This is a genomic window from Serratia liquefaciens ATCC 27592, from assembly GCF_000422085.1.
GTDB lineage: Bacteria > Pseudomonadota > Gammaproteobacteria > Enterobacterales > Enterobacteriaceae > Serratia > Serratia liquefaciens.
Window position 1 is genome coordinate 358879 of record NC_021741.1, and the last position, 18662, is coordinate 377540.

The 18662-nt window shown below is 53.4% G+C and carries 23 protein-coding genes; 12 read left to right on the forward strand and 11 right to left on the reverse strand.

The window, feature by feature from the left end; translation table 11 throughout:
- Nucleotide 1 precedes the first annotated feature (1 nt).
- On the forward strand, nucleotides 2-349 hold the full coding sequence (locus M495_RS01630) for a gamma-glutamylcyclotransferase family protein (protein WP_006317485.1): 348 nt from the start codon (nucleotides 2-4) through the stop codon (nucleotides 347-349).
- Nucleotides 350-401: 52 nt separating this feature from the next.
- Here M495_RS01630 and ppa read toward each other — a convergent pair whose 3' ends face one another.
- Nucleotides 402-932, reverse strand: a complete 531-nt coding sequence (gene ppa, locus M495_RS01635; protein ID WP_004952787.1) for an inorganic diphosphatase — start codon at nucleotides 930-932, stop codon at nucleotides 402-404.
- A gap of 256 nt (nucleotides 933-1188) precedes the next feature.
- Between ppa and M495_RS01640 the strand changes: the two genes are divergently transcribed.
- Nucleotides 1189-2742: a methyl-accepting chemotaxis protein gene (locus tag M495_RS01640; RefSeq protein ID WP_020824932.1), complete on the forward strand. Its 1554-nt coding sequence runs from the start codon at nucleotides 1189-1191 to the stop codon at nucleotides 2740-2742.
- Nucleotides 2743-2779: 37 nt separating this feature from the next.
- On the opposite strand, the gene fbp is transcribed toward M495_RS01640, so the two are convergent.
- Complete coding sequence (gene fbp, locus M495_RS01645) at nucleotides 2780-3784, reverse strand: class 1 fructose-bisphosphatase (protein WP_020824933.1); 1005 nt, start codon at nucleotides 3782-3784, stop codon at nucleotides 2780-2782.
- Between the two features lie 168 nt (nucleotides 3785-3952).
- On the opposite strand from fbp, the gene mpl reads away from it, so the two are divergent.
- A complete protein-coding gene (gene mpl, locus M495_RS01650) occupies nucleotides 3953-5332 on the forward strand; it encodes a UDP-N-acetylmuramate:L-alanyl-gamma-D-glutamyl-meso-diaminopimelate ligase (RefSeq protein ID WP_020824934.1) in 1380 nt (459 codons plus the stop codon).
- 203 nt (nucleotides 5333-5535) lie between these two features.
- On the opposite strand, the gene yhcN (M495_RS01655) is transcribed toward mpl, so the two are convergent.
- From yhcN (M495_RS01655) to argR, 3 genes are all read right to left on the reverse strand, one after another.
- Entirely contained in the window at nucleotides 5536-5799 is a 264-nt protein-coding gene (gene yhcN, locus M495_RS01655) for a peroxide/acid stress response protein YhcN (RefSeq protein ID WP_020824935.1), read from the reverse strand.
- Between the two features lie 124 nt (nucleotides 5800-5923).
- The gene (gene yhcN, locus M495_RS01660) at nucleotides 5924-6187 is read right to left on the reverse strand and encodes a peroxide/acid stress response protein YhcN (protein ID WP_020824936.1); all 264 of its coding nucleotides are present in this window, start codon (nucleotides 6185-6187) and stop codon (nucleotides 5924-5926) included.
- A 405-nt stretch (nucleotides 6188-6592) separates the two neighbouring features.
- Entirely contained in the window at nucleotides 6593-7063 is a 471-nt protein-coding gene (argR, locus tag M495_RS01665) for a transcriptional regulator ArgR (RefSeq protein WP_020824937.1), read from the reverse strand.
- Nucleotides 7064-7110: 47 nt separating this feature from the next.
- Between argR and M495_RS25725 the strand changes: the two genes are divergently transcribed.
- Together M495_RS25725 and mdh are read left to right on the forward strand one after the other, a co-directional pair.
- Entirely contained in the window at nucleotides 7111-7278 is a 168-nt protein-coding gene (locus M495_RS25725; protein ID WP_169534188.1) for a hypothetical protein, read from the forward strand.
- Nucleotides 7279-7529: 251 nt separating this feature from the next.
- Entirely contained in the window at nucleotides 7530-8468 is a 939-nt protein-coding gene (gene mdh, locus M495_RS01670; protein ID WP_020824938.1) for a malate dehydrogenase, read from the forward strand.
- 68 nt (nucleotides 8469-8536) lie between these two features.
- On the opposite strand, the gene M495_RS01675 is transcribed toward mdh, so the two are convergent.
- Nucleotides 8537-8797: a helix-turn-helix domain-containing protein gene (locus M495_RS01675; protein ID WP_020824939.1), complete on the reverse strand. Its 261-nt coding sequence runs from the start codon at nucleotides 8795-8797 to the stop codon at nucleotides 8537-8539.
- A gap of 182 nt (nucleotides 8798-8979) precedes the next feature.
- Between M495_RS01675 and M495_RS01680 the strand changes: the two genes are divergently transcribed.
- Entirely contained in the window at nucleotides 8980-9330 is a 351-nt protein-coding gene (locus M495_RS01680; protein ID WP_020824940.1) for a DNA-binding protein, read from the forward strand.
- A gap of 49 nt (nucleotides 9331-9379) precedes the next feature.
- Here M495_RS01680 and ispB read toward each other — a convergent pair whose 3' ends face one another.
- Nucleotides 9380-10351: an octaprenyl diphosphate synthase gene (gene ispB / locus M495_RS01685; RefSeq protein ID WP_020824941.1), complete on the reverse strand. Its 972-nt coding sequence runs from the start codon at nucleotides 10349-10351 to the stop codon at nucleotides 9380-9382.
- A 269-nt stretch (nucleotides 10352-10620) separates the two neighbouring features.
- Between ispB and rplU the strand changes: the two genes are divergently transcribed.
- The 4 genes from rplU to cgtA all read left to right on the forward strand — a co-directional run bounded on the left by rplU (nucleotide 10621) and on the right by cgtA (nucleotide 13474).
- Nucleotides 10621-10932, forward strand: coding sequence for a 50S ribosomal protein L21 (gene rplU, locus M495_RS01690; RefSeq protein WP_004933561.1), 312 nt, complete (start codon nucleotides 10621-10623; stop codon nucleotides 10930-10932).
- A 17-nt stretch (nucleotides 10933-10949) separates the two neighbouring features.
- The gene (rpmA, locus tag M495_RS01695; protein WP_004933559.1) at nucleotides 10950-11207 is read left to right on the forward strand and encodes a 50S ribosomal protein L27; all 258 of its coding nucleotides are present in this window, start codon (nucleotides 10950-10952) and stop codon (nucleotides 11205-11207) included.
- A 106-nt stretch (nucleotides 11208-11313) separates the two neighbouring features.
- On the forward strand, nucleotides 11314-12285 hold the full coding sequence (locus M495_RS01700; RefSeq protein ID WP_041415179.1) for a DMT family transporter: 972 nt from the start codon (nucleotides 11314-11316) through the stop codon (nucleotides 12283-12285).
- Between the two features lie 16 nt (nucleotides 12286-12301).
- The gene (gene cgtA, locus M495_RS01705; RefSeq protein ID WP_020824943.1) at nucleotides 12302-13474 is read left to right on the forward strand and encodes an Obg family GTPase CgtA; all 1173 of its coding nucleotides are present in this window, start codon (nucleotides 12302-12304) and stop codon (nucleotides 13472-13474) included.
- Between the two features lie 51 nt (nucleotides 13475-13525).
- Here cgtA and pmrB read toward each other — a convergent pair whose 3' ends face one another.
- The 3 genes from pmrB to dacB are packed head-to-tail and all read right to left on the reverse strand — an operon-like array spanning nucleotide 13526 to nucleotide 16691.
- Nucleotides 13526-14590, reverse strand: a complete 1065-nt coding sequence (gene pmrB, locus M495_RS01710; protein WP_020824944.1) for a two-component system sensor histidine kinase PmrB — start codon at nucleotides 14588-14590, stop codon at nucleotides 13526-13528.
- Nucleotides 14587-15249 carry a two-component system response regulator PmrA gene (pmrA, locus tag M495_RS01715; RefSeq protein WP_020824945.1) on the reverse strand — a complete coding sequence of 221 codons (663 nt, stop codon included), beginning with the start codon at nucleotides 15247-15249 and terminating at the stop codon, nucleotides 14587-14589. The genes pmrB and pmrA overlap by 4 nt, the downstream gene beginning before the upstream one ends.
- An 8-nt stretch (nucleotides 15250-15257) precedes the next feature.
- Nucleotides 15258-16691 (reverse strand): serine-type D-Ala-D-Ala carboxypeptidase, encoded by a 1434-nt coding sequence (gene dacB, locus M495_RS01720; protein WP_020824946.1) that lies wholly within the window; start codon nucleotides 16689-16691, stop codon nucleotides 15258-15260.
- 256 nt (nucleotides 16692-16947) lie between these two features.
- Here dacB and greA point away from each other — a divergent pair, with 256 nt between their 5' ends.
- On the forward strand, nucleotides 16948-17424 hold the full coding sequence (gene greA, locus M495_RS01725) for a transcription elongation factor GreA (protein WP_020824947.1): 477 nt from the start codon (nucleotides 16948-16950) through the stop codon (nucleotides 17422-17424).
- A 114-nt stretch (nucleotides 17425-17538) separates the two neighbouring features.
- On the opposite strand, the gene yhbY is transcribed toward greA, so the two are convergent.
- Complete coding sequence (yhbY, locus tag M495_RS01730; protein ID WP_004933536.1) at nucleotides 17539-17832, reverse strand: ribosome assembly RNA-binding protein YhbY; 294 nt, start codon at nucleotides 17830-17832, stop codon at nucleotides 17539-17541.
- Between the two features lie 144 nt (nucleotides 17833-17976).
- Here yhbY and rlmE point away from each other — a divergent pair, with 144 nt between their 5' ends.
- A complete protein-coding gene (rlmE, locus tag M495_RS01735) occupies nucleotides 17977-18606 on the forward strand; it encodes a 23S rRNA (uridine(2552)-2'-O)-methyltransferase RlmE (protein ID WP_012004940.1) in 630 nt (209 codons plus the stop codon).
- The last annotated feature ends 56 nt before the right edge of the window (nucleotides 18607-18662 follow it).

Below are 18662 nucleotides of genomic sequence, written 5' to 3' on the forward strand. Positions count from 1 at the left end.
GATGCGAATAATTGTCTACGGCAGTTTACGACGCAAACAGGGAAACAGCCATTGGATGACCAACGCCCAATGGCTCGGCGAGCATGAGCTCGAAGGCTATCAGATTTATAATCTGGGCCATTACCCGGCGGCGATCCCTGGAGAGGGCACGGTACATTGTGAAGTGTACCGCATCAACTCATCGATTTTGGCTGAGCTGGACGAACTGAAAAGCAACACCAAGGACTATAAGCGCGAGCTGATTCAGACGCCTTATGGGAGTGCGTGGATCTATCTGTATAAACACAGTGTGGACGGTTACCCGCGAATTAACAGCGGCGACTGGCTGAAGCGTCTCGACGAAAAGTAAAAAAAAACACCGCTCACTGAGCGGTGTTTTTTTATCGGACGGCTGGCAAGAATTACTTCTTGGCGGCACGCTCGAAAGAAGCAACGATTTCAGCTTTGGCAGCGGCAGCATCTGCCCAGCCTTCCACTTTCACCCATTTGCCTTTTTCCAGATCTTTGTAGTGCTCGAAGAAGTGAGCGATCTGGGCACGCAGCAGTTCCGGCAGGTCGTTCACGTCTTTGATGTGATCGTACTCTTTGGTCAGCTTGCTGTGCGGTACGGCAACCAGTTTCGCATCTTCGCCGGCTTCGTCGGACATCTTCAACACGCCAACCGGACGGCAGCGGATCACAGAACCAGGCTGCAGTGGGTATGGGGTTGGCACCAGCACGTCAACCGGGTCACCGTCCAGAGACAGGGTGTGGTTGATGTAACCGTAGTTGCACGGGTAGAACATCGCGGTGGACATGAAACGGTCAACGAACAGCGCACCGGTGTCCTTGTCGATTTCATATTTGATCGGATCGGCGTTTGCCGGGATTTCGATAACAACGTAGATGTCTTCCGGCAGGTCTTTGCCAGCAGGGACCAGGTTCAAGCTCATGTCGGTTTCCTTTAATCAAACCAGAAATGGAGTGGCGGCTATTATAGCGGACTCTTTTGCGATTTCCTGCCCTTTTCATCATCCCCGCCCCGGCGCAGAGCCATCCATCGAATTTCCAGATAAATCCTCCCACGGCGTTAAGTTTTCTCGAGGGTTGCCGATAACTTTATCAAATAATAATGAGTCGGCGAAGTCTGGCTCCGCGTTTTACCTCCTCTACGTAAGATCTCACTATTTCTGAAGCCGGGAAGAACTCATGCTAAAAAAGATTACGGTCAAGGCCGGGCTGATTGCCCTGTTGAGCCTGATGACGCTGCTGTTGATTATGGTCAGCACGATTGGCGTCAACGCGATTAACGAAGGATCGCGCTCGTTACACACCCTGAATCAAATCCTGGGGGAAGAGTTGGGGTCGCTGGCCAGCAGTTCCAACCTGACGCTGCGCGCCAGAACCGCTGCCTCACTGGCGGTACGGCAACGGGAAATCGGCCAGATTGAGGTTTCAGATGCTACGGTGGGCCGTATCTATGACTACCTTGCGCAATCGAAGCAGGAAATGGCGCGTTTTGTCAGCGTCGGTACCGTTACCGAACGTGGACGCGAGCTGTCCGGTCGTTTGCAAAACAGCTATCGCGCTTATCTGGAACAGGGCGTTGGGCCGATGGCCGATGCCATCAAGGCCGGCAAAGTTGATGATTACTACGACATTCAGGAAACAAAAATTTCCGCGTTGAGCATCGCTTTTGAAAAGGACCTCAGCGACTTCCGCAGCTTCGCCATGAAGATTGGCCAGCAGCGGGTGAATGAAGCGGAAAGCAATGCCAGCACTAAAATTACGCTGATCGTGATTGCCGGCCTGCTCAGTATTTTGCTGGCGCTACTGGCCTGGTTTGCACTGCGGGTGATTATCCTGCGTCCGCTCGATGAGTCAATCGCCCAGCTGGAACATATCGCCAGCGGTGACCTGACGCACCGTATCACCGGCGAAGGCGAGACCGAAATGGGCCGTCTGGTGCGTGCGATGCAGCGGATGCAGCAGGCCTTGGTCAGTTCGGTCAGCAAGGTGCGCGATGCCAGCAGCCAAATCGATACCGGTTCACGCGAACTGGCTGCCGGCAACCTGCATCTGGCGCAGCGTACCGAAGAATCAGCCGCTTCTCTGGAAGAAACCGCCGCCAGCATGGAACAGCTGACCTCGACGGTGAAGATGAACGCCGAGAACTGCGAACAGGCGAATCAACTGGCGCTGAGCGTATCCGATATTGCCAACCAAGGCAGTGAAGTGGTCAGTCAGGTCATGGATAAGATGCAGGCGATCACCGACAGCTCACGCCGCATTGCCGATATCATCAGCGTGATGGACGGCATTGCCTTCCAGACCAACATTCTGGCGTTGAATGCGGCGGTGGAAGCGGCACGTGCCGGTGAACAAGGGCGTGGTTTTGCCGTGGTGGCCGGTGAGGTTCGCAGCCTGGCTCAGCGCAGTGCGCAGTCGGCGAAAGAGATCAAAGGGTTGATTGAAGCGTCGCAGAATCGGGTGCAGGAAGGCGAACAAATGGCCGGTTCGGCGGCGAAAACCATGAACGGCATTACCGGTGAAGTGGGCCGGGTGACGGCGCTGATGCGGGAAATCTCTGCGGCTACGCGTGAGCAAAGCAGCGGTATTGAGCAGGTAAACCTGGCGGTGGCGCAGATGGATCAGGTGGCGCAACAGAATGCGGCCTTGGTCGAAGAGTCTGCGGCGGCGACGCGCTCGCTGGAGGATCAGGCGCAGTTGTTGGCGCAGAGCATGGCAGCGTTCAAATTATAATGCCGGGGACGGCGTGCCGTCCCCCACATCGAACTCGTTATTCGTCCGGGTTCTCAGCGATAAAGCGCTCTGCGTCTTCCACCATGGATTTGGTGCCGACGAAGAACGGTGCGCGCTGGTGCAGTTTCACCGGGGTGATGTCCAGAATACGGTTTTTACCGTCGCTGGCTTTACCGCCGGCCTGTTCCGCCAGGAACGCCATCGGGTTGCATTCATACAGCAGGCGCAGCTTGCCTTGCGGGTGGCTGGCGGTGCTTGGATAAATGTAGATGCCGCCTTTCAGCAGGTTGCGGTGGAAGTCGGCAACCAGTGAACCGATGTAGCGTGAGGTATAAGGGCGTTGCGTAGCTTCGTCCTGTTCCTGACAATATTTGATGTATTTCTTCACGCCGCGCGGGAACTTGATGTAGTTACCTTCGTTGATGGAATACATATTGCCGCTGGCCGGGAAGCGGACTTTCTCATGGGAGAGGCAGAACACGCCCAGAGAAGGATCGTAGGTGAAGGCATGCACGCCATAACCGGTGGTGTACACCAGCATGGTGGATGAACCGTAAACCACGTAGCCTGCGGCGACCTGTGCGCTGCCTGGCTGCAGGAAGTCTTCTTCGGTCACTGGCGTACCGACCGGGGTAATGCGACGATAGATAGAGAAAATCGTACCGACCGAGACGTTGACATCGATGTTGGACGAACCGTCCAACGGATCCATCAGCACCACATACTTGGCATTTTCAGCCCGCTCGCCGTCGAATATCACGATTTCATCTTCTTCTTCAGAAGCGATACCCGCAACTTCACCGCGCGCTTTCAATGCTGCTTTCAGCTTTTCATTCGCGTACAGGTCCAGTTTCATCTGAACTTCGCCCTGTACATTGGAAACGCCGCTGGTGCCCAGAATATCCACCAGACCCGCTTTGTTGATATCGCGGTGGATGATTTTGGCGCCCAGTTTAATTGCAGAAAGTAGCGCAGTCAGCTCGCCGGTGGCGTGTGAGAAGTCGTGCTGTTTCTCGACGATAAATTCGCCTAACGTTTTCATGACACAATCCCTGAATCTACGGATGGGTAGCGGTTTGTTAACAAACCGCCAACGTATTCGCGAGCAGTGTAGCCCAAAGATGAACGCTATTCATAGGCAAATCCATTTCTTCTGGACGATTCTGAGCGTTAGAATGAGTCAACATTCGACGTACTCTATGAGAAAACTATGCGCATTCACATTCTTGGGATCTGTGGCACCTTTATGGGCGGGCTGGCGGTGCTGGCTCGTTCGCTAGGGCATGAGGTGACCGGCTCTGACGCTAATGTCTATCCGCCGATGAGCACGCTGCTGGAGAAGGAAGGGATCGACCTGATCCAGGGCTACGATCCTGCTCAATTGGATCCGGCGCCGGATCTGGTGATCATCGGTAACGCCATGACGCGGGGTAATCCTTGCGTTGAAGCGGTACTGGAACAGGGGATCCCTTACGTTTCCGGCCCGCAGTGGCTGCACGATTATGTGCTGCGCGATCGCTGGGTGCTGGCCGTGGCCGGCACGCACGGCAAGACCACTACCGCCGGTATGGCCACCTGGATCCTGGAAGCCTGCGGCTATCAACCGGGCTTCGTTATCGGTGGCGTTCCGGGCAACTTTGACGTTTCCGCGCGTCTGGGCGGTAGCCCGTTCTTTGTGATCGAAGCCGATGAGTATGACTGCGCCTTCTTCGACAAGCGTTCCAAGTTTGTACATTACAGCCCGCGTACGCTGATCATGAATAACCTGGAGTTCGATCACGCTGATATCTTCGACGATCTGAAAGCGATCCAGAAACAGTTCCACCATCTGGTGCGTCTGGTGCCGGGCAAGGGCAAGATCATTTTGCCTGATAACGACAACCACCTGAAACAGGTGATGGCGATGGGCTGTTGGAGTGAGCAAGAGCTGGTCGGGGAAGAGGGCGCATGGCGCGCTCAAAAATTAACGCCGGACGCCAGCCATTATGCGGTGTTCCTCGACGGCGAACAGGTGGGCGAAGTGAAGTGGTCGCTGGTGGGTGAACACAACATGCATAACGGTTTGATGGCCATTGCCGCCACGCGCCACGTTGGTGTGCTGCCAGCCGATGCCTGCCGCGCGCTCGGTGAGTTTATCAATGCTCGCCGCCGTCTCGAACTGCGCGGTGAAGCTCATGGCGTTACGGTGTATGACGATTTTGCCCATCACCCAACGGCGATCCTGGCGACCTTGGCCGCATTGCGCGGCAAGGTTGGCGGTACCGCGCGCATTTTGGCTGTGCTCGAGCCGCGCTCCAATACCATGAAAATGGGGATCAGCAAGAATGATTTGGCACCGTCTCTGGGCCGTGCCGATGAGGTCTTCCTGTTCCAACCGCACCATATCCCCTGGCAGGTGGCGGAAGTCGCGGAAGCCTGTGTACAGCCGGCCCACTGGAGCGCCGATCTCGACACGCTGGTGGACATGATCGTGAAAACGGCCCAGCCTGGCGACCACATTTTGGTGATGAGTAACGGCGGCTTCGGTGGGATCCATGACCGTCTGCTGGAGGCATTGGCCCACAAGTCAGAACCTAAAGTGACTTATTGATCGTCGATTCAGTGTGACTGAAGCAAAACTAAAAGGCCGCTTGCGGCCTTTTCTTTTGCCCATAAAAAAGCCCTCGCGAGCGAGGGCAACGGGGTTCGTCGGATAGGACGACGAAGTTTCTTCAAGGAATCAGTGCTTACGATAGAACTCGGCAGTGGCAGTGACGAGGGTAATCAGTTCGGTAAGCAGGGCTCCCTGAATTGTTATTTGTAGATTTCGGCTGTCGCGTGCCAATTGCCGTTTTCGTAGGCTTCGATCACGCGGTAGGCTTTAGCGCCTTGTTTATCGGCTTTGTCAGACAGGGCCTGGCGAATATCGGAAGGCGCGCCGGTGACGCCGCTGACGGTGATGGTACCGGCAGACTGGAGCGTATTGGCCTGGTCGTTAGTGATTAACGTCGCGGCGGAAGCGCCGAACGAAACGACAGACAGCAGGCTAAGTGCAGCGAGAGTGGTTTTCATGTTCATGATAGTGCGTCCTGTTGTGATAACCGCCTGGAAGGGCTTTTGCAGCGTTTTTGTACTTGAAGGCTGTTATCAGTGGTGCTCGGTACCAGAGTTATATTGCCCGTTGCCGGGTAACGCCTTGTACTTATTTGTAAATTTCTGCTGTCGCGTGGAAGTTACCTTCGTTGCGTGCTTCGATTACACGGTAAGCGGTCGCCCCTTTGGCATCGGCCTTTTCAGACAGTGCCTGACGGATATCTGAAGGTGCACCGGCAACGCCGCTGACGGTAATGGTGCCTGCAGATTGCATTTTTTCAGCCTGGTTTGCATCAACAGATTGTGCTGCAAATGCGCCGAAAGAAAGCATGGAGAGAACGCTCATAGTTGCGATGGTAGATTTAATTTTCATGATTTGACCTTTTCGTATTCTTTTATCAGTTCCAGTGAACTGTGATTTACGTCACGGAAATGAGTATACATCTAGTAACGCCAAAAATTAATAGTTCGCTAACAGTTTCTAGTGAAACTTTATTATGATGATCCTTATCTTTTATAACCAGATGGAATAAAAAGTGGTTATAAAACGATCTTTTGATGTTAAATTTATGTAATTTCAATAGGGTAAGTGCTTTTGACCAAAAGTGCGGAAGAACACAGTAGCTATCACTGGCTGAGCAGTAATGTCATTGAAATATGCTGTGATGAGAAAGAAACCTGGCGTTAAACGTGGTAGGGCTAGAGGGGAAAGTTAGGATAGGGTTAAAGAAACGCTAACAAAACGCGACGGCTCGCCGCATTTTGTTAGCGTTATGCATCACAGCTCCTGTTCGAACAGGGTCAGGATGGCTTCGTACAGCTGGCGCGCGGTAAAGCTGCTGGCTGGGGTAACGAAAATGGTATCGTCACCGGCGATGGTGCCGAGAATACCTTCGGATTTGCCCAGAGAATCCAGCAGGCGAGCAATGAGCTGCGCGGCGCCGGGGCTGGTGTGGATCACCACAACCGCATCGTTGTGATCGACATCCAGCACCAGATTCTTCAGCGGGCTGGTGGTGGTCGGCACGCCGAGTTCGGCGGGAAGGCAATACACCATTTCCATTTTGGCATTGCGCGTACGCACCGCGCCGAACTTGGTCAGCATGCGCGATACTTTGGATTGGTTGATGTTTTCGAAGCCTTCTTCTTGCAGCGCCAAAACAATCTCGCCTTGAGAACTGAATTTTTCTTCTTTCAATAACGCTTTAAACGCCTTGATCAGATCTTCCTGCTTTGCGGGATTACGCATTTTGCACCGTGGAATGTTGACAATAGAAGTGATGATTATGCATATAAATGAATTTTTATGCAATAAAAGGACGCCCGGAAAAAATAACAATGCCCGGACAACGAGGAAAGGGCAGCATTTTAACAAAATCCGTACCCCATGAATATGCCCTTTCGGTGACCGAAAATGCCGCCCGCGGTGGTAAAGAAAATGTTATTAAAATGATGTTGTTCTGATGTTGTGTAAGGGTGTAATGTAACCGCCGGTTAACTTGCTCGTGAATAACCTCGCAGTATTTTTGATTAGTGTGCGCTATGCCCTTAATGCGTAAGCTATTTAATCTAAAATGAGCGCGACATCGGCTGTTTTATTGCGCCAGTTCTCAAACAGACTGTTAAGAGATTGTTTTTAAAGGTGTAATAATTTAAGGTCCGTAACCAACATATTCACGGCGCTTTATATATTTAAGATAATAAAGGAGTATAGGATGAAAGTTGCAGTTCTCGGTGCTGCTGGCGGTATCGGCCAGGCCCTCGCCCTTCTACTCAAAACCCAGCTTCCTTCAGGTTCTGAACTCTCTCTCTACGACATTGCCCCCGTTACCCCAGGCGTTGCCGTCGATTTAAGCCACATCCCAACCGCAGTGAAAATCAAAGGCTTCAGTGGCGAAGACGCTACTCCAGCTCTGCACGGTGCAGACGTGGTGCTGATTTCTGCAGGCGTTGCGCGTAAACCTGGCATGGATCGTTCAGATCTGTTCAACGTGAACGCAGGCATCGTGCGTAATCTGATCCAGCAAGTGGCAACCACCTGCCCGAAAGCCTGCATCGGCATTATCACCAACCCGGTCAATACCACCGTGGCTATCGCGGCAGAAGTGCTGAAGAAAGCCGGTGTTTATGACAAGAACAAACTGTTCGGCGTGACCTCGCTGGACATTATCCGTTCCAATACCTTTGTGGCTGAGCTGAAAGGCAAAAAACCTGAAGAGCTGAACGTACCGGTGATCGGCGGACACTCTGGCGTGACCATTTTGCCGCTGCTGTCGCAGATCCCTGGCGTGAGCTTTACCGATCAGGAAGTGGCCGATCTGACTAAGCGTATCCAAAATGCGGGTACTGAAGTGGTTGAAGCCAAAGCCGGCGGTGGGTCTGCAACCCTGTCTATGGGCCAGGCGGCGGCGCGTTTCGGCCTGTCTCTGGTTCGTGCGCTGCAAGGCGAAAAAGGCGTGGTGGAATGTGCTTATGTGGAAGGCGATGGCAAATACGCTCGCTTCTTCGCGCAACCGCTGGTGCTGGGTAAGAATGGCGTTGAAGAACGCAAAGACATCGGCACTCTGAGCGCGTTCGAACAGAAAGCGTTGGAAGACATGCTGGATGTTCTGCACAAAGATATCGAACTGGGCGAAAAGTTTATCAATAACTGATCATCCAGCAGTGCATGAGTATGCATAGGCCGCCGGACAACGTACCGGCGGTTTTTTTATGCCCGCAGCTAGGACCGAATACGGGCTTTTCGATCCAGTAAGTTATTGGTATGGGGATCGAAATAGCGGCTCGGCCAGATTTCTGCAGGGTGTATATCGAGCGTTTCGGCAATCAGCCATTCTCCTTTTGGCCAGGGACGCGACAGTGCGTTTGCCAGCGTTGATGAGCTAAGTCCTGCCTTGCGCGACACCGCCGCCAGTGTCGTTCCCTTCTTACGTAAAGCCGCAATGATATCCGCCGGATGCCAATCCTTATTCCTTGAGTTCATGTTTGCATTCCTTTTTTGATTAGCGAAAGTTCTGTTAGTGGTATAACTAACAGGTCAAGATTAATCGTTTGAACAACATGAAACGCTTATACGGAAACTAGGATACCACTAAATTTCTTAAAAAATATCCAATAAATTTCCTAAAAAAGATCTTCGCCTACTTTTGCCCAGAGAACATGGCCATGAAAAAAGAGTGGTTTGCCGCCAAGGAATTGACCGGCGTGGCAGGGTTACCTTCCTCACCACAGGGAATAAACTTGATGGCGCGTCGTGAAGGCTGGATCAGCCGCCGGCGCAAAGGCGTACAGGGAAAGGCGCTGGAGTATCACATTGACAGTTTGCCGACCGGTACGCGCAATTTACTGATCTTGAAAGAGGACCCGGCGCTGTATGAAGTTGAACGCAAGGATCCGCTGACGGTGTGGATTGAGTATTACTACCACCTGACGGAGAGCGAACGCGAAAAGATGTTGGCTTTCCTGATGCGAGAGGGGATTGGCGGCCTGCTGGCGCGTGTCTTTCCGGGGAAATGAACAGACCCGCATCGCGGGTCTGTGGAAACTGCAGGGCGTTTATTATTTCTTAAAAATCGCGTTGAACTGCAAGATGGGCTAATCCTTCCAGCGCGGCACGGTGGGCAGACTCCGGTAGCACCTGCAGTGCGGCAATCGCCTTGTCGGCCTCTTCCTCAGCGCGTTGGCGGGTATATTCCAGCGAGCCGCATTGCTCCATGGCCTGTAAAACCGGCTCCAGCAAATGACGGCCGTTGCCCTGTTCAATCGCGCCGCGGATCATGGCTTTCTGCTCGCCTTCACTATTATGCATGGCATGCAGCAAGGGCAGCGTCGGTTTGCCCTCGTTAAGATCGTCACCGGTATTTTTACCCAGGGTGCTGCCGTCGGCGCTGTAATCGAGCAGGTCGTCGATCAGCTGGAAGGCGGTGCCAAGATAGCGGCCGTAATCCTGCAGCGCTTTTTCTTCTGCCTCGCTGGCGCCCGAAAGGATCGCCGAAGATTGTGCCGCCGCTTCGAACAGGCGTGCGGTTTTGCTGTAGATCACCCGCATGTAGCTTTCTTCGGTAATGTTCGGATCGTTCACGTTCATTAACTGCAGCACTTCACCTTCGGCAATCACATTGACCGCCTCGGACATCAGCGCCAATACACGGAGCGATTCCAGGCTGGTCATCATCTGGAAAGCCCGCGTATAGATGAAGTCGCCAACCAATACGCTGGCGGCATTGCCGAAGGCAGCATTGGCAGTGGCCTTGCCGCGACGCATATCGGATTCATCCACCACATCATCATGCAGCAGGGTTGCGGTATGAATGAATTCGATCAGCGCAGCGACGGTAATGTGTTTATCACCCTGATAATGCAATGCCCGCGCCGCCAGAACGGCGATCATCGGGCGGATGCGTTTACCGCCACCACTGATAATGTAATAGCCAAGCTGATTGATGAGCGTGACATCGGAATTCAGCTGTTCGAGAATTGTTGCGTTCACGGCCGCCATATCTTGCGCGGTTAACTCGGTAATTTGCTCTAGGTTCATTGTATTTTTTTCAGCTGTGTTTCTCTTCACCGCGTTGAGATCGCTGCTCACATCGGTACATGGCGGTAACTGTCCTACTGATTGTACTTGAAAAACGCCTCAGATAAACGCCATGAAAGAAACTGTGCTTTTTTTCTTCTTTTTTCTACTTCTGGTCTTATTCTGCTCTTGTCATATGCTGGATTATTGCGTAGAATTCGCGCCCTATTGTGAATATTTATAGCGCGCTCTGTACTGAACAGTTGGGCACGCGGAAAGCGGAGTTTTATATGTACGCGGTTTTCCAAAGTGGTGGTAAACAACACCGAGTAAGCGAAGGTCAAACCGTTCGCTTGGAAAAGCTGGACATCGCAACTGGTGAAGCTGTTGAGTTTGACCAGATTCTGATGATTGCTAATGGCGAAGATATCAAAATCGGCGTTCCTTTCGTCGATGGCGGTAAGATCAAAGCTGAAGTCGTTGCTCACGGTCGTGGCGAGAAAATTAAGATTGTTAAGTTTCGTCGTCGTAAGCACCATCGTAAGCAGCAGGGCCACCGTCAGTGGTTCACTGACGTTAAAATCACCGGCATCAGCGCTTAAGTTAGGGGAGCAGATTAATGGCACACAAAAAGGCTGGCGGCTCGACTCGTAACGGTCGCGATTCAGAAGCTAAACGTCTGGGCGTTAAACGCTTTGGCGGCGAAGCAGTACTGGCAGGCAGCATCATCGTTCGTCAGCGCGGCACTAAATTCCACGCTGGTACCAACGTGGGTTGCGGCAAAGACCACACTCTGTTTGCTTTGAAAGACGGTAAAGTCAAATTCGAAGTTAAAGGCCCGAGCAATCGTAAATTCATCAGCATCGAAGCTGAATAATTTTTCGAGCCTTACGAAATAGATGTAAGCCCCGCAACTCGTTGCGGGGCTTTTTACATTTATGGGCTGCTTGTGCATCGGCCCGTCAGCGCTGGCAAAAGGTAAGATGGAAACGAAACAGCAGGTCGGAATTGGCATTTTCCTAGCGGTAACTACGGCAGTTTGCTGGGGTGCATTGCCGATTGCGATGAAAGAAGTGCTGGTAGTGATGGAGCCGTTTACCGTCGTTTGGTATCGATTTACCATCGCGGCGCTGGGGCTTGGGATCATTTTGGCCGTGCGCGGCAGATTGCCGCCGGTGACCATGTTCCGTCAACCACGCTGGCTGCTGATTTTGGCCATCGCCACCGCGGGCTTGCTGGGGAATTTTATCTTCTTCAGCTCTTCGTTGCAGTACCTTAGCCCGACCGCATCTCAGGTCATCGGCCAGCTGTCGCCGGTCGGTATGATGTTTGCCAGCGTGCTGGTTTTAAAAGAGCGGATGCGCATCACCCAGGTGATTGGCGCACTGATGCTGATTTGCGGGCTGCTGTTGTTCTTCAATGTCAGCCTGATTGAGATTTTCACCCGCCTGACGGATTACACCCTGGGGGTGCTGTTGGGCGTGTGTGCGGCGATGGTCTGGGTGACTTATGGCGTGGCGCAGAAAGTGTTGCTACGTCGATTAGCCTCGCCGCAAATTTTGGTAATGTTGTACACTTTATGTGCGATCGCGCTATTCCCTCTGGCCAAGCCTGAGGTGATTTTCCAGCTCAGCGGCTGGCAATTAGCCTGTTTGCTGTTCTGTGGCGCCAACACGCTGATTGGCTATGGTGCGCTGGCGGAAGCCATGGCGCGCTGGCAGGCGGCGCAGGTGAGTGCGTTAATCACGCTGACCCCGCTGTTTACCCTGCTGTTTTCAGATTTGTTGGCGCTGGCCTGGCCACACGTATTCGCCGCCCCGACATTGAATGTCGTCGGTTATGTCGGCGCTTTCGTCGTGGTAGCGGGCGCCATGTTTTCCGCAATTGGTCACCGTTGGTGGCCGCGACGGGCAGAAACCCGCCTGGTTGCTCCTTTGAAGCAGCCCGGTGAATGATTTACGGAGACGGTAAATGAAGTTTGTAGATGAAGCAGCGATTTTGGTCGTTGCAGGTGACGGTGGTAATGGTTGCGTCAGCTTCCGCCGCGAAAAGTATATCCCGAACGGCGGCCCTGATGGCGGTGACGGCGGCGATGGCGGCGACGTCTATCTGTTGGCGGACGAAAACCTCAACACGCTGATCGACTACCGCTTTGAGAAATCTTTCCGTGCTGAACGTGGCCAGAACGGTCAAAGCCGTGACTGTACCGGCAAGCGTGGCAAAGATATCACCATCAAGGTACCGGTCGGTACCCGCGTGCAGGATCAGGGCACCGGTGAGATCCTCGGTGACATGACTCGCCATGAACAACGTCTGATGGTAGCGAAGGGCGGTTGGCACGGTTTGGGCAACACCCGTTTTAAATCATCAGTTAACCGTGCACCGCGCCAGAAAACGCTGGGCACCGCCGGTGAAGCACGTGACATCTTGCTGGAGCTGTTGCTGCTGGCCGATGTTGGCATGCTTGGCCTGCCAAACGCTGGCAAATCCACCTTCATTCGTGCAGTGTCCGCCGCTAAGCCGAAAGTGGCCGACTATCCATTTACCACTCTGGTCCCAAGCCTGGGCGTGGTACGTATGGATCACGAACAGAGCTTCGTTATTGCCGACATTCCTGGCTTGATCGAAGGGGCTTCCGACGGTGCCGGCCTGGGTATTCGCTTCCTGAAGCACCTGGAGCGTTGCCGCGTTCTGCTGCACCTGGTGGATATCGCACCTATCGATGAATCCGATCCGGTAGAAAACGCCAAAGTCATTATCAACGAGTTGAATCAATACAGCGAAAATCTGGCGCAGAAGCCACGCTGGCTGGTTTTCAACAAGGTTGACCTGATAGGTGAGGAAGAAGCCGCCGAGCGCGCCAAGGCGATTGCAGAAGGCATGGGCTGGGAAGGCAAGTACTACATGATCTCCGCGGTGAATCGCGAAGGCGTGAATGCGTTGTGCTGGGACGTGATGAAGTTCATCAACACCCAACCGAAAGCCATGGCTATCGAAGAAAGCGCACCGGAGAAAGTCGAGTTCATGTGGGATGATTACCACCGTGAACAGATCGCTGAAGTGGAAGCTGAAGCGGAAGACGATTGGGATGATGACTGGGACGAAGATGACGACGAAGGCGTCGAAATCATTTACCAGAAATAATCTTGCAAAGAAAAGGGCTCAGTTAAAAACTGGGCCCTTTTTTTATCGGCATTATTTGTTCAGGACATTCTCAGGTAACCAGCATTGTGCATTCAGCCCGTGGGTATCCTGGCGATTTTCCAGAGTCAGACGGCCCTGATGCAGTTGCACTATGCGGGTGACGATGTTCAGTCCCAGTCCGCTGCCGCCATAGCGTTGATCCATACGGCGGAATGCCTGAGTGAGCTCACCTTCCATTTGTTCTTTGATTCCCGGGCCTTCATCCGTCACCTGCAACTGATAGCCGGGTTTCTGCTGTGTCAGCTGCACCTGAATGCTGCTGCCTTCCGGGCTGTAGCGGTGAGCATTTTCTACCAGATTACGCAGCAGCAGGCGAAGCAGGACCGGATCGCCATGCATCGGGGCCGCCGTCGGGAGCTGCCATTGCAGTTTTTGTCCGCGCTGGCGGGTCAACTCCTCAAGTTCCTCTTGTAGCGGCAGGATCACGTCGCTCACCCAATCGAAACGCTGATAGTGGCCGCTGGCAAAGTCTTGTCCGGCACGCGCGAGCATCAGCAATTGTTCGACGGTATGCATCAGTTGATCGATGCGGGTGATCAACGGCTTACTTTGCGGGACCCCCTGTTTTTCCATTAACTCCAGATGCAGTCGTATCCCCGCCAGTGGCGTACGTAACTCATGTGCGGCATCTGCGGTGAACAGTCGTTCCTGTTGAATGGTGTTATCCAACCGTGAGAACAGTTGGTTGAGTGTGGTGGTGACCGCCATAATTTCGAGGCTGTCTCCGCTGAGCGGCAGAGGCGTCAGGTTATCGGCGGAACGCTTCTCCAACCGTTGCTGCAGCTGATTGAGCGGGCGAATAATCCAGCTGATAGCCCAGAATGAGGCCAGCAGGGTGACGATCATCATGATCAGCGAAGGGGCGAGCAGTGAGGCTATCGCCTCGGCGATTTCCGTATCGACACGCTCGGTACGCACCTTGGCCGACAGGGTTTCATCCACCAGGAAACTGATTTGCTCCTGGCTTTCATGCCAGAGCCAAAAGGCGCTGATTAACTGGGTGACCAACAGGATCAGCGCCAGCATCAACAACAGACGACGGCGCATGCTGATCATGATGAGGATTCCAGACGATAGCCAATGCCACGAACGGTACGGATGCGGTCCTTGCCCAATTTACGACGCAGGTTATGGATATGCACTTCCAGCGTATTGGAGCCTAAATCATCCTGCCAGGTATAGAGATCCTGCTGCAACAGCTCGCGATTAACCGTTTGACCGGCGCGCATCATCAGGCGGGAGAGGATGGCGAATTCTTTCGGCGTCACCTCCACCGGCTGCTGCTGAACATAAACCTGCTGGCTGGAGAGATTGAGCTGGAGATCGTCCAACTGAATAAGATTGTCGCTGTGGCCCTGATAGCGGCGGATCAGGGCGCGCACGCGCGCCTGTAGTTCAACTAACGCGAAGGGCTTGACCAGGTAATCGTCAGCACCGGCGTCCAGCCCGTCGACCCGGTCTTCCAGTGCGTCACGGGCGGTCAAAATCAGCACCGGCAGGTCGACTTGCTGGCGGCGCCACTGCCGCAGCAGGCTGGCACCATCCATGTCGGGCAAGCCCAGATCGAGGATAATCATGCTGTATTGGCTGGTGATGAGCAGAGCATTGGCCTCCGCTGCCGTGGCGGCGCAGTCACAGGCATAGCCTTCCCCGGCTAATGCCAGTGCCAACCCTTGTTGCAGCAGCTCATCGTCTTCCACAATCAGCAGTTTCATCATAACCCTCAGTTATTCTGATAAATATCCCGGTACAGGCGGCTTTCGAAACGAACCAGTGGCGCTCGACGCTGCTTTTGATCTTCCGGCGGTACGGCATAGCCTGAAAGATACTGTACGAAGGCAAAACGCTGGCCGCTGGCGGTAGTGATAAATCCGGCCAGGTTATATACGCCCTGTAGCGCACCGGTTTTGGCGGACACCTTGCCATCAACACCGGCTTCGTGCAGCCCGCCACGGTAGCGCAGCGTTCCGTCGTAACCGGACAGCGGCAGCATCGAAATAAAGTTCAGCTCGCTGTCATGCTGCGCAATGTATTGCAGCGCCTGCATCATGGTCGCCGGAGCCAGCAGGTTATGGCGTGAAAGGCCTGAGCCGTCTACCACGATGCTGTTGCCCAAATCCACGCCGGCCTTCTGACGCAGCACCTGACGCACGGCGTCAGCGCCGGCACGCCAGGTACCCGGAACGCCAAAACGTTCATGACCGATGGTGCGGAAGACGGTATCGGCAATCATGTTGTCCGATTTCTTCAGCATAATCTTCAGCAATTCGTGCAACGGCGCTGATTGAGTCTGGGCGATCACCGTGCCTTTCAGGCCCGGCTGTGTCTGGCGCTTCAGGTGTCCGTCGATCTGGATACCGGCCTGGGTCAGCTCATCTTTCAGGATCGCCCCGGCATAGCTGGCACCATCCTGAATGGCGAAGGCCAGCGGCAGGGGATCGCTGCGTTGGGTCAGGCAACCGGTCAGGGTAAAGCGGTTCAATTCGCCCGGCACCACATCCAGCTCGCAGTATTGGGCATCCGCAGACCCTTTCGCCAACGTGCGAACCTGGCTAAACATATTGACCGGATAATAGGAGGCCACGCGAATAAAGGCCATATCGCCCGGATTGGGGGCGCTGTACAGCGACACCGAGAAACAGTTGCGGTCGACTATCGCCGCCGCCGGCGGTGCGCTGAAACACTGCGTCAGGTCGTTCCACGGCCAGCCGGGGGCTTTGTCATGGCTGGCGAATACCGAGGTATCGACCAGCACATCGCCGGTAATCTGGCGCACGCCCTGTTTTTTCAGGATCGCCACCATGTTGCGCAGGCTCTGGCGCTTAAAGGTCGGATCGCCGCCAAAGCGGGCAATCAGGTTGCCGCGCAGCACGCCGTCGCTGATGTCGCCCTGGCTCTCCAGCGTGGTGGTGAAGCGATAGTCTGGGCCGAGCTGCAACAAGGCAGCTAAAGCGGTCAGTACTTTTTGGGTACTGGCCGGCAACGCCATTTGCTGAGAGTGATAATCGATGGTCGGAGCGCTAGCGCCGATCTTCTGAACTACCAGGGCAAGGTTGGCCCCATCAGGCAAATATTGTGTGTAATCTTCAACCGGGGCCGCATTCGCATTCAGAACAAATGCGCAAGCCAATGCACTGACAATTCGTGAAAAACGCATAATCTCGGGATAACAGCTGGATAACGTGCCGTCATACTACGGTGCATTCAGGGAAAAAGTAAACGATGACCCTCAAGGAACTCTAGGCTAAAATGCGTATCAAAATGCAAAATCGATCCTGACTTGGGCAAGGGTTCCGAGTCAGGCTTCTTTTGTTTATCGCCTGGAGGCGGGGGGCACGTACCCACCGTTTTTTCATACGAACACGTCAGGATGACGGCTATTTGAACAGGAAAGATTTAGAGGTATTTATACTATGAAACAGATTCCGATGACCTTGTTTGGCGCTGAAAAACTGCGCGAAGAACTCGAATATTTGAAAGGCGTGCGCCGTCCGAAAATCATTGCGGACATCGCTGACGCCCGTGAACACGGCGATTTGAAAGAAAACGCAGAGTACCATGCGGCGCGTGAGCAGCAGGGATTCTGTGAAGGACGTATCCAGGAAATTGAAGCCAAGCTGTCGAACGCGCAGGTGATCGATATCACCAAGATGCCAAACAATGGCCGCGTGATTTTTGGCGCTACCGTATCGGTGCTGAACCTGGATAGCGAAGAAGAAGTGACCTACCGTATCGTTGGCGACGACGAAGCTGATTTCAAGAAAAATCTGATTTCTGTCAATTCGCCTATGGCACGTGGCCTGATCGGCAAAGAACAAGATGATGTGGTTGTGATAAAAACCCCGGGTGGCGATGTCGATTATGAGATCTTGAAGGTTGAATATCTCTGATCACCTTCCAATCGTGCAGAAAATCGCCAGGGTTTTGTAAAGAAAGGAAAAAGGCCGCGTGCGGCCTTTTATCTGAATCAGGTGCATGGCACCTTTTCGTTAACCCAATGCTTATTAACGCGGTAGACTGATCTTGCGCTCTTTAGACGGGCGGTAAAGAATAAGCGTACTACCGATGACTTGCACATTGCAGGCACCCGTTTCGCGCACGATAGCGTCGGCGATCAGGGTTTTGGTTTCGCGATCTTCAGCAGCGATTTTTACCTTGATCAGCTCATGATGCTCCAGAGCCTGTTCAATTTCAGCCAGCACCCCTTCGGTGAGACCGTTATTACCCAGCATGACAACCGGTTTTAACGGATGCGCCAGGCCTTTCAGGTGCTGTTTTTGTTTATTATTCAGATTCATTGTCTTTTTTGCTTAAGTTGGGATTGAAAACGGTACATTCTACCGCCATCTCATGTATATCACCAAATCGGTCTTCATCGGTGTGAGTCTACATGAGCTGCGAACCTGACATTAAGACTCTTTTTATGATAGTTGGAAAACGAGATGGCTAATAAAAAGCGTTCTGCTAGCTCCAGTCGCTGGTTACAAGAACACTTTAGCGATAAATATGTGCAACAGGCGCAGAAAAAAGGGCTACGTTCGCGCGCCTGGTTTAAACTTGATGAAATACAGCAGAGTGACAAACTGTTTAAACCTGGCATGACCGTAGTAGATTTAGGTGCGGCGCCGGGTGGTTGGTCGCAGTATGTCGTGACCCAGATTGGCGGTTCCGGCCGCATCATCGCCTGTGATATTTTGCCAATGGATCCTATCGTTGGCGTCGATTTCCTTCAGGGCGATTTTCGTGATGAACTGGTGCTCAAGGCTCTGTTGGAACGTGTAGGTGAAAGTAAGGTTCAGGTGGTCATGTCTGACATGGCCCCGAATATGAGTGGCACTCCGGCCGTCGATATTCCAAGATCGATGTATCTGGTGGAATTAGCACTGGGAATGTGTCGTGATGTCCTCGCACCAGGCGGAAGTTTCCTGGTGAAGGTGTTCCAGGGAGATGGCTTTGACGAGTACCTACGGGAAATTCGCTCCCTGTTTACGAAGGTTAAGATTCGTAAGCCAGACGCTTCCCGCGCACGTTCGCGCGAAGTGTACATTGTAGCGACAGGGCGCAAGCTGTAGTACCCTAACGCTGTTTGTTAACACAGTTGTAATATGAGGTTAATCCCTTGAGTGAC

Coding starts and splice junctions, on each gene's coding strand:
- M495_RS01630 (WP_006317485.1), top strand. CDS start 2: ATGCGAATAATTGTCTACGGCAGTTTACGACGCAAACAGGGAAACAGC.
- ppa (WP_004952787.1), bottom strand. CDS start 932: ATGAGCTTGAACCTGGTCCCTGCTGGCAAAGACCTGCCGGAAGACATC.
- M495_RS01640 (WP_020824932.1), top strand. CDS start 1,189: ATGCTAAAAAAGATTACGGTCAAGGCCGGGCTGATTGCCCTGTTGAGC.
- fbp (WP_020824933.1), bottom strand. CDS start 3,784: ATGAAAACGTTAGGCGAATTTATCGTCGAGAAACAGCACGACTTCTCA.
- mpl (WP_020824934.1), top strand. CDS start 3,953: ATGCGCATTCACATTCTTGGGATCTGTGGCACCTTTATGGGCGGGCTG.
- yhcN (WP_020824935.1), bottom strand. CDS start 5,799: ATGAACATGAAAACCACTCTCGCTGCACTTAGCCTGCTGTCTGTCGTT.
- yhcN (WP_020824936.1), bottom strand. CDS start 6,187: ATGAAAATTAAATCTACCATCGCAACTATGAGCGTTCTCTCCATGCTT.
- argR (WP_020824937.1), bottom strand. CDS start 7,063: ATGCGTAATCCCGCAAAGCAGGAAGATCTGATCAAGGCGTTTAAAGCG.
- M495_RS25725 (WP_169534188.1), top strand. CDS start 7,111: ATGAATTTTTATGCAATAAAAGGACGCCCGGAAAAAATAACAATGCCC.
- mdh (WP_020824938.1), top strand. CDS start 7,530: ATGAAAGTTGCAGTTCTCGGTGCTGCTGGCGGTATCGGCCAGGCCCTC.
- M495_RS01675 (WP_020824939.1), bottom strand. CDS start 8,797: ATGAACTCAAGGAATAAGGATTGGCATCCGGCGGATATCATTGCGGCT.
- M495_RS01680 (WP_020824940.1), top strand. CDS start 8,980: ATGAAAAAAGAGTGGTTTGCCGCCAAGGAATTGACCGGCGTGGCAGGG.
- ispB (WP_020824941.1), bottom strand. CDS start 10,351: ATGAACCTAGAGCAAATTACCGAGTTAACCGCGCAAGATATGGCGGCC.
- rplU (WP_004933561.1), top strand. CDS start 10,621: ATGTACGCGGTTTTCCAAAGTGGTGGTAAACAACACCGAGTAAGCGAA.
- rpmA (WP_004933559.1), top strand. CDS start 10,950: ATGGCACACAAAAAGGCTGGCGGCTCGACTCGTAACGGTCGCGATTCA.
- M495_RS01700 (WP_041415179.1), top strand. CDS start 11,314: ATGGAAACGAAACAGCAGGTCGGAATTGGCATTTTCCTAGCGGTAACT.
- cgtA (WP_020824943.1), top strand. CDS start 12,302: ATGAAGTTTGTAGATGAAGCAGCGATTTTGGTCGTTGCAGGTGACGGT.
- pmrB (WP_020824944.1), bottom strand. CDS start 14,590: ATGATCAGCATGCGCCGTCGTCTGTTGTTGATGCTGGCGCTGATCCTG.
- pmrA (WP_020824945.1), bottom strand. CDS start 15,249: ATGAAACTGCTGATTGTGGAAGACGATGAGCTGCTGCAACAAGGGTTG.
- dacB (WP_020824946.1), bottom strand. CDS start 16,691: ATGCGTTTTTCACGAATTGTCAGTGCATTGGCTTGCGCATTTGTTCTG.
- greA (WP_020824947.1), top strand. CDS start 16,948: ATGAAACAGATTCCGATGACCTTGTTTGGCGCTGAAAAACTGCGCGAA.
- yhbY (WP_004933536.1), bottom strand. CDS start 17,832: ATGAATCTGAATAATAAACAAAAACAGCACCTGAAAGGCCTGGCGCAT.
- rlmE (WP_012004940.1), top strand. CDS start 17,977: ATGGCTAATAAAAAGCGTTCTGCTAGCTCCAGTCGCTGGTTACAAGAA.